The sequence below is a fragment of the Nonomuraea candida genome (assembly GCF_000725485.1).
Lineage (GTDB): Bacteria > Actinomycetota > Actinomycetes > Streptosporangiales > Streptosporangiaceae > Nonomuraea > Nonomuraea candida.
Genome location: NZ_JOAG01000042.1, coordinates 128,580 through 136,898 on the forward strand (window position 1 = coordinate 128,580; position 8,319 = coordinate 136,898).

7 protein-coding genes are annotated in these 8,319 nt (G+C 61.6%); 2 read left to right on the top strand and 5 right to left on the bottom strand.

The features are described from left to right. Positions 1–70 precede the first annotated feature (70 nt). A complete protein-coding gene (locus tag IO39_RS33920; RefSeq protein ID WP_043631873.1) occupies positions 71–3,151 on the top strand; it encodes a DEAD/DEAH box helicase in 3,081 nt (1,026 codons plus the stop codon). Between the two features lie 68 nt (positions 3,152–3,219). Continuing rightward, the gene (locus IO39_RS55110; RefSeq protein WP_157549219.1) at positions 3,220–3,525 is read left to right on the top strand and encodes a hypothetical protein; all 306 of its coding nucleotides are present in this window, start codon (positions 3,220–3,222) and stop codon (positions 3,523–3,525) included. A 136-nt stretch (positions 3,526–3,661) separates the two neighbouring features. Here IO39_RS55110 and IO39_RS53265 read toward each other — a convergent pair whose 3' ends face one another. The 5 genes from IO39_RS53265 to IO39_RS59135 form a co-directional block, all read right to left on the bottom strand. Then, positions 3,662–5,287: a caspase, EACC1-associated type gene (locus IO39_RS53265; protein ID WP_169789172.1), complete on the bottom strand. Its 1,626-nt coding sequence runs from the start codon at positions 5,285–5,287 to the stop codon at positions 3,662–3,664. A gap of 29 nt (positions 5,288–5,316) precedes the next feature. Next, the gene (locus IO39_RS33930; protein WP_157549221.1) at positions 5,317–5,676 is read right to left on the bottom strand and encodes an effector-associated constant component EACC1; all 360 of its coding nucleotides are present in this window, start codon (positions 5,674–5,676) and stop codon (positions 5,317–5,319) included. Between the two features lie 167 nt (positions 5,677–5,843). Further along, the gene (locus IO39_RS33935; protein WP_245642458.1) at positions 5,844–6,101 is read right to left on the bottom strand and encodes a GntR family transcriptional regulator; all 258 of its coding nucleotides are present in this window, start codon (positions 6,099–6,101) and stop codon (positions 5,844–5,846) included. Between the two features lie 507 nt (positions 6,102–6,608). Beyond that, entirely contained in the window at positions 6,609–6,812 is a 204-nt protein-coding gene (locus tag IO39_RS33940) for a DUF6203 family protein (protein WP_043631883.1), read from the bottom strand. A 174-nt stretch (positions 6,813–6,986) separates the two neighbouring features. Beyond that, positions 6,987–8,216: a PASTA domain-containing protein gene (locus IO39_RS59135; RefSeq protein WP_084773938.1), complete on the bottom strand. Its 1,230-nt coding sequence runs from the start codon at positions 8,214–8,216 to the stop codon at positions 6,987–6,989. Positions 8,217–8,319 lie beyond the last annotated feature (103 nt).

The window sequence follows — 8,319 nt, forward strand, 5'->3', positions numbered from 1 at the left end:
CCTATGACTCTTGCCGTCTTGGATGGCATCAGCTAGATATGTGATCTTCCTATCTCTTCGAGGACCTCCTATGACCAACGCTCCAGTCCCGGGTCTGTACGACTCGCTACTCACCGGCACGCTCGATGCGAAGGTCAAAGCCTGGCGGCAAGCCGGCCACCTGGTCGAGATATCGAAGATCGATGCCGAAGAGGTTGCCCATCTACTGGGCCGTTTCGTCGGTGAAACGGTAGCGCGAGCCCTCGCTGAGCTGAAAGGCCACCCAGACCAGCAGATTGCCCTAGCTAACCGCCTGCTGGACCAACTCACCGAGCGGGAGACGATCGTAGAGGGGCCAAATCAGCTCCTGTCGATTGTGCGGAACGTCCCGGGAGCGGCCGCTCCACGTCGGCCGCTGACTTCGCTATCGGAAGCGGCCCTTTTGACCAACGCCCGCGAGGACCCGAATCTGGCGCACGAACTGGCGGCCGAGCTCGCAAGTGCCGATCGAGTGAATCTGCTGTGCGCGTTCGTGAAGTGGTCAGGACTGCGTATTTTGGAGAAGCCGTTGGCCGAGTTGCGGCATCGGGATGTCCCACTGCGTGTGATTACCACGACTTATATGGGCGCGACCGAACGGCGGGCGCTAGACCGGCTGGTCAACGATTACGGCGCCGAGGTGAAGATCAGTTATGAGCGCAACTCCACCCGACTGCACGCCAAGGCATGGCTGTTGCGCCGCAACAGCGGCTTCGACACCGCCTATGTCGGCAGCTCTAACCTTTCTCGCGCGGCGCTGCTGGACGGGCTGGAATGGAACGTTCGATTGTCGTCAGTGACCACTGCGCGGCTGCTGGACAAGTTCGAGGCGACCTTCGACTCCTACTGGAACCGGTCCCAGTTCGAGCCGTACAATCCGGCAACTGATGCCGACCGCCTAGATGAAGCTCTGGCCCGCTCTCAGGCCGGCAAGCAGTTGTTCGACCTCCCCGAGCTCGTACCTCATCCCTTCGACCACCAGCGTGAAATGCTGGCGGACCTCGACCGGGAGCGCACCATTCACGACCGGCACCGCAACCTGCTGGTTGCCGCGACCGGCACGGGCAAGACCGTGGTGGCCGCGTTCGACTATCGCAACCTGCAGCAGCGGCTGGGAAGGCAGCCATCGTTGCTGTTCGTGGCACACCGGCGGGAGATCCTGGCCCAGGCGATGCGCACGTATCGGCAAGTGCTGGCCGTACCTGACTTCGGTGAGCTGCACGTAGGGGAGCAGAAGTCACAGCACTGGCGACATGTATTCGCCAGCGTGCAATCGCTCACCCGCCGAATCCTGGAGTTTGAGCCCGGCCACTTCGATGTCGTAGTGATCGACGAGTTCCACCACGCCGCCGCGCCGACCTATCGTCAGATCATCAACCATCTCAAGCCGAAAGAACTGCTCGGTCTAACCGCTACACCGGAGCGGTCCGATGGCACATACGTGCAGGATGAGTTCTTTGAGCGGCGGATCGCCTCCGAGCTGCGGCTGTGGGATGCGCTCGATGCAGATTTGCTATGCCCGTTCCATTACTTCGGAATCAACGACGGGACTGACCTATCCGGGGTGAAGTGGACGCGCGGCTCCTACGACGCCGCCGCTCTCGACGACGTCTTCACCGGCGACGACGCCCGTGCTCGACTGGTGTTCAATGCTGTGCGCGACAAAGTCAGCAACCCCCAGACCATGCGCGGACTTGGCTTCTGTGTTTCAGTACGGCATGCGCACTATATGGCCGAATTCTTCACGCGACATGGGCTGCCTTCGCTGGCGGTGGATGGATCGACGGAGGAGGGCACCCGAAAGGCAGCGCTTCGGGCGCTGGCGGACGGAGAGGTCAGGTTCCTGTTCGCGGTGGACCTGTTCAATGAGGGCCTGGACGTGCCTGACGTCGATACTCTGCTCATGCTGCGGCCCACCGAGAGCGCGACAATCTTTCTGCAGCAGCTTGGGCGAGGGCTCCGCCGTACACCGGAGAAGGATGTGCTAACCGTGCTCGACTTTGTTGGACAGCACCGTAAGGAGTACCGATTTGCTAACAGGTTCCAGGCGCTAACCGGGTTCTCCAGAGGGCGGCTGGATAAGCAGGCTAGGGACGACTTCCCGCTGCTGCCATCGGGGAGCCAGATTGTGCTGGATCGGGTGACAAAAGAGCGACTGCTCGCCGATCTTAAGATGCAGCTCGGGGCGACGATCAACACGCTGTCGAAGGAGATTCGTTCTCTAGCCGAGCTCTCGCTCATCAGATATCTGGAGGAGAGTGGGCGCGACATCAGCGACCTGTACCGCAATCATCGCTATTGGACCTCACTGCTGCGCCGTACCGGCCTGTTGCCCGGAGAAGGTTCGGCAGTGGAGGAGCAGTTGGGGCGTCGTGTCCGCGCGTTGCTGCACGTGGACGACCGGCCCCGTGGCGAAGCCTACGCTCGTCTACTACAGCCCGACAGCCCCCGTTACGGAACGCTGTCTCCCTCTGACCAGGCCTTCGCTCGGATGTTGTTCTTCTCGTTCTGGCGTGATGGAGGCGGGTTCGCCTCCTACGACGAGGCGCTGGACCAGCTACGTGGCCAGACAGCACTGTGCGATGAGATCAGACAGGTACTCGCCTATGGCAGCGACCGGCCGCGGTACGTAGCCAAGCCTCTGAAGCTAGATGGAGTGCCACTGGCAGTGAACGCCTCCTACTCCACAGACGAGGCGCTCGCCGCAATCGGTTGGGCCTCGCTGGATGGCTCGGTGCCGTCAAGCATGCGGGAAGGGGTGGCTTGGAGCCCTGCGTCTCAGTGCGACGCGCTCTTCGTCACCTTGCAGAAGAACGAGAAAGAATTCTCACCGCAGACTATGTACCGCGACTACGCCCTTACCTCGCGTCTATTCCACTGGGAATCCCAGAACCGGACTAGCGCTACCTCGACCACTGGTCGCCGCTACCAAAACCATATGGCGGAGGGCAGCAATGTGCTGCTGTTCACCCGCGAACGTAAGGAAAATGAGCTCGGCCACCCCGAAGCCTTCATCTTCCATGGCAAGGTGCGCTACGTAGAACACCGCGGCGAGCGGCCAATGGGCATCACTTGGCGACTTGATGAAGATATGCCCGCTGATTTGTTTCGTCGCGCAGCTATTGCCGGTTAGATGGGTGATTGCAGGGCAAGAACCGCGAAGGCTTAACATCCAACAAGCGAGTAGCACCAAGGAAATAGATGACAGCTATACCCCCCTGGGGCCGAAACCCCGCAATCCAGTTGAAGACCTACACAGTTACGACCTCAGGTCGAGAACGCGAAGACGGCGAAGCGCCCTATACATGGGTACTCGACGCAAGTCACCCTGACGACGCCAAGGCGAAAGGTCTGATCGTTCACCTAAGGGAAGCGCTCGGCATCGACTTGACCGATCTTCAGTCAGTCAGAAAGGAGTTGGCCGAGCTGCAAATCGAAGAGATTTATGAGGGTCTGCCACTGACGAATTGTCGTTTCCACTGGAACGACATGCGCAGACCTGGCTGACGCACGAGCAGTTCTTATTCAGCCGCCTAACAGCATGCGGTGCCCGCACACTCATGTCGGCGATCATGCCCCGTTAAGTAGTAACCCCTAGCACCCGAACGTAGAACTGAGTGAGCGAGAGCACCTAGTGCAGCCTCTAACTCAGTTCATCACGGAGCCGTCGGTGACCGAGAGTGTGGTGCTCGCGGTGGTACCGAATGTGATCACGATCGATTTCGTGCTTCAGCGTGAGCTTGCCAATCGACTCGCCGTCCGTCCGACTTATTACGCTAAAGTCATCTTCAATGATGATCGCCCCATATTTGAAAAGGTCTCGATGGTTGGGGCAGAGGCACAGCATGTTAGCTTTATGATCAGGCCCCAAATGGGGCTGCTCTATCCCGCGAATATGCACGGTGGCAGCGATTCGTAGACCGCCGGGGATTTCAAGGACAACACCACAGACCTGACAGGCATGGTCGTAAACCTGCTTGAGCTCAGTCGCTAGCAACCTGTCCGCATAGACCCCGGGAGCAACTTTTTCCCGACGCCCAGGCGGAAGCTTGCGACTCATGTGAGGCGCGGTCACCCTCCTCGGGAAGTCATCCTCTATCTGCTCAAGCCGGAACTGCAGGATTGTAGGCCCATCGGTGCCGCGCTTGGTCCAATAGTCGGTAACTGCATAAAGCCCATCGTAGCGGTAGCCAGTCGATGGCGAAAATCTCTTGTCGCCGCCGGCTCCACGAATAACCCGAACCGGCAAGCCAGTCATAATACTCTTAATGAGAGCCGCGTTACCCGAATCGTCCGCCGATTGATCCTTAACCTGAACGCCAGTATTTGGATCACGCCCACCGTGGCCGGTATAGATGATCACATCACCATAATCCTCATCGTCCTTATAGCCGCCCGAAACGACGATGGACTCGGCACCACCCCGCTCTGCCGTACCACAGATACCTGATTGAAGCGGCCTATGCACGCCCGCGTCATGCAGCGCCCTGCGACTGTTGAAGTTGGTTTCCGGGTTAATCCCCTCAATAGGTCCATAGAATTCTTTAACTGTAAGTTTTTTCTGAATCTTATGCGCACGGTTTTGCACCAGTGCAATGTGGGCCGCAAAGTTCGACTCGCGCTTCTGCGGGATGGGAAGGCCTTTATCGCGCAGCGCCTCGCGCGCATGCTGAAAGATGGAATCCAGCTCCAGGAATTCAGGCTGCTCCGGAATCCCTTTATCGAGGAGGTGGATTAGCTCTCCGGTGAATGCCGTATACGTATCCAAGCCGCCGAGAGCAGTCTTGTTCTCTGCCGTGGCCGTCATTAGATATGTACCAGTGACGCGCGCGCTGTTCGCTACGCGCTCCGTAACGTCCTCGGCTCCCATCAACCCGAGCGCAAGTCCGCTGTAGCAGCAGTCAAGGATCACGATTTTACGTCGCGCGCGACTGGCCCGAAGCTCATTTCGCACAGCGTCGTAAGCTACTGCGCTATACATGCGGTCTTTATGCGAGTCAACCAGTGTGAGATATAGATCGCTCTCCACGGAGTGGATCAGTCCATGGCCAGCAAAATACACAATAAGAGTGTCTTTGGCCTCTTCCCGCGCCTCCCACAATGGATCCATCATCGCAGCTACCGACGTGGGATTATGGACGACAGTGCAGTGTTCCGCCGGCAAACCCCATAGATCAGGCTGCTGCAGAAGACTACTCAACGCCTTTAGGTTGTTTTCCACAGCGGGGAGAGAGCGTAGATGGGTGTACTCGCTCGTGCCAATCAGCACGGCCCGGGACGTTAACGGGTCAGGGAGGCTCACTCTTTATCCTCCAAAGCTCTGAGAATCTGAACAACGAATTCCGATTCAGCCTCAGATACCACGACAGTGGTTCCCTTGCGCTCAATGGTCACTTGTGGACGATGGTGCCGTGTCTTACGCCACTGCGATAGTGTCTCGATAAATGCAGGCCACTGCAACGTACTTGTCACAACCAAGGCAATGAGATCGAGCACATCACCCATCTCGCCGGGCTCTGGGTCTCTTGACTGTAGACGCACATCCATGTAGTCGAGCGCGTCGAGGTCCCTCATCAGCCAGTCATAGAGCGATCGGAGCTCCTGCTCGGCGAAATCTCCACTCATGCGAAGGTTGACCGTTTCATCCACCACAATCACCACCACTCCCCACGGATCCGTATCCCGGGATGCTACCGCCGTCCATCCCGCAAGTGCTTCTAAACATCAGGAAACGGTCATCTTGCACACGCCCTTTCAAGGAACCACCGTGGGGAGCACCTCCGCACATCGGCGCACCGCACCTGACCTCACCCCGGGTGCAGCGTTCAAGCTTCCGCGTCGTCACGTCGTACGACTATGGATCCCTTACCTCTTCGCGTGACAATCAAGCCCTGTTCGCGCAGTAGCTTCATGGCGAGGCGTACGGTTGGGCGGGCGACGCCGAACTCCTGTTCAAGGGCCACCTCGGACAGCACCGTCTGCGGCGGGTAGACGCCCGTCCTGATGCGCTCGCTGAGGATCTGTGCGATCTGCTCGTACTTGTAGAGCGTCGCGTCCCATTCGATCTCTTCGGAGCCGGTCACCTACATAACGCTATGAGGGTATTGACGTGTACGCATAGAAGCGGTATGGAGCTTCAATGAGTTCTTGGGAACTCATATCTATAGACAGGACATTACAAGTTGACGTACAGTCGCCGTGCGAGTGCTTCAGGTGATCTGGCTGCTCTACGAAGGGAGAGCACGTATGGACCAGGAGGATTTCACAGCGCGCACCCTGAGCCGCCTCGGGAGGGGTGCGCTCCGATCGACTGGTCCGGGGCGGTGCGGCGGTCCAGGTCCTTTCGGGTTCGTAGTCACACCTGCCCATGCCTGCCGACCTCCTACGAGCTGTGTGCCGCTGGAGGGCAGATGCACATTCGGCGGACCGAGAGGATGGCCGACGGAGTGCGGGTCAGTGTGAGTCCGTGGGTCTCCGCGGCCGAGGCGGGCAGGTTGTGGGCGGATCTGCTCGATGGGCGGGCTCGTTAGCCCCCCGTTCGGGTCGAGGGGCTCGTGGTAGGCGCATGGTAGGCGCGTGGCGGGGCCTCGTCAGTACGGGAGGCGGTGTACGGCCGGACGGTGGCCGGGTTTGCGGTTTTCGGGCTGTTCTACTCGGCCGATTCGCTTGTTCTCGTGGTCAGGGCGGTTGCGTCGGCGGCGGCGGGCCAGGAGCCAGCCGATGGCCAGGGCGGCCAGGCCGATCGGGGTCTTCGCCAGGCGGCGGGCCACCAGCAGTTGGAAGAGCTTCTTCATGGGGTCGCAACTGCCCCAGGATGGCCGGGCCACGCATGCGGGCGAGCGAGGTCGCACTCCTGGTTCGGTGAGTGGGTCACCGAGCTTCGGGCCGACGGGGACATGCTCAGGGATGTTGGCGGTTGCGGGGTGCATGGGTTGCGCGGTGTTGGCCAGCCACAGGAGTTGATGGGGTCAGTTGTTTGAGGTTGGGGTGTGTGGAGGGTCTGTGGTGGCTTCGTGGGGGTCGGGGGGTGAGGTGATGGGGACGCCTATGGTGAGGGTGATCGGGGTGCCGGGGCTGGCGCACGACTCGGGAGCGGGAGTCTGGGAGAGGACGGCGCCTGCTTGGGATTCTTCCGTCACCGGCTGCTCCACCGTCCGTACGGTGAAGCCTGCTTCCTGGAGGGCGGCGCGGGCGGACTCCTCGGGGCGGTCGACGACCGAGGGGACGGCGGTGCCGTGGCGTGCGACCGTGAGCGAGACCGCGGTTTTGCCCGGGACCCGGTGACCGGCCCCGGGCTTGGTGGAGAGCACCTCACCGTTCGGGCGGCGGGAGCAGGAGTGGGTGATGGCGCCTACCTTGAGGCCCGCGCCGGCCAGGGCCGCTTCGGCAGGCTTGCGTTGCATGCCCGTCAGTCTCGGTACGGCCAGGCCCGCCGAGACTCGCAGCGACACCCTGGTGCCCTTGTTGACGTACGTGCCGGGGGCTGGGTCGCTGCTCAGGACCCTGCCGGGCCTCCGTGGGGCGTCCACCTCGATGACGGAGCCGAGGGTGAGGCCGGCCCGTTTGATGGCCTTGGTGGCCGCGCTCTTGTCCATGCCGGTCAAAGGCGGGATCGCTGTCGTGGGCGGGTTTGCCACGGGCGGGTCGGCCACAGGCGGGTCGTCTATGACGGCGGGTTCTCGGGGGCCTCGTGACTGTGGTGAGTGCTGGTCTTTGGGCTTCGTCGATGAGGGCTGGTGCGGTGAGGGGCTTTCCGAGCGTGGGCGCTCGGGGCTTGGCGGGGCCAGGGAGCCGGCTGCTTGAGGGTCCGTTCGAAGGTCGTGGTCGTTCCTCGTGAGGGTGGGGATGAGGGCGGCGAGGAGGACGGCGGCCGTCGCCAGGAGGGCGGCGCAGACCGCGATGGCCGCTCTGGGCCAGCCTCGGCGGGACGGCGGCGTGGTCTGTGCCGGGCCGGACGGTGCTGGTCCCGGTGGAAGGACGGGCTGGGCCGAGGACACGGATCCGAACGGGGGTTGAGCCGAGGGCCCAGGCCTGGGTGGTGAAGCGGACTGGGCCGAAGGAGGGGGATCGGCTAAGGAGTTCGTTCCAGGTCCTGCCGATGGGCTGTCTCCGGGATGGCGTAACGCGAGGTCGGGAGGCGGCGGGGATTCGGGCAGGTGGTAGCTGTCGAGAGCGCCGGTCGCCTCGGGCTCGGCCATCGCGAGGGCCTCGGTGAAGGCGGGGCCGACGGGACCAGAGCCGGCGGGGGTGGGGTCGCCAGGGGTGGGGCCGGTGATGGGTGAGCGGGGTCCGGGGATCAGG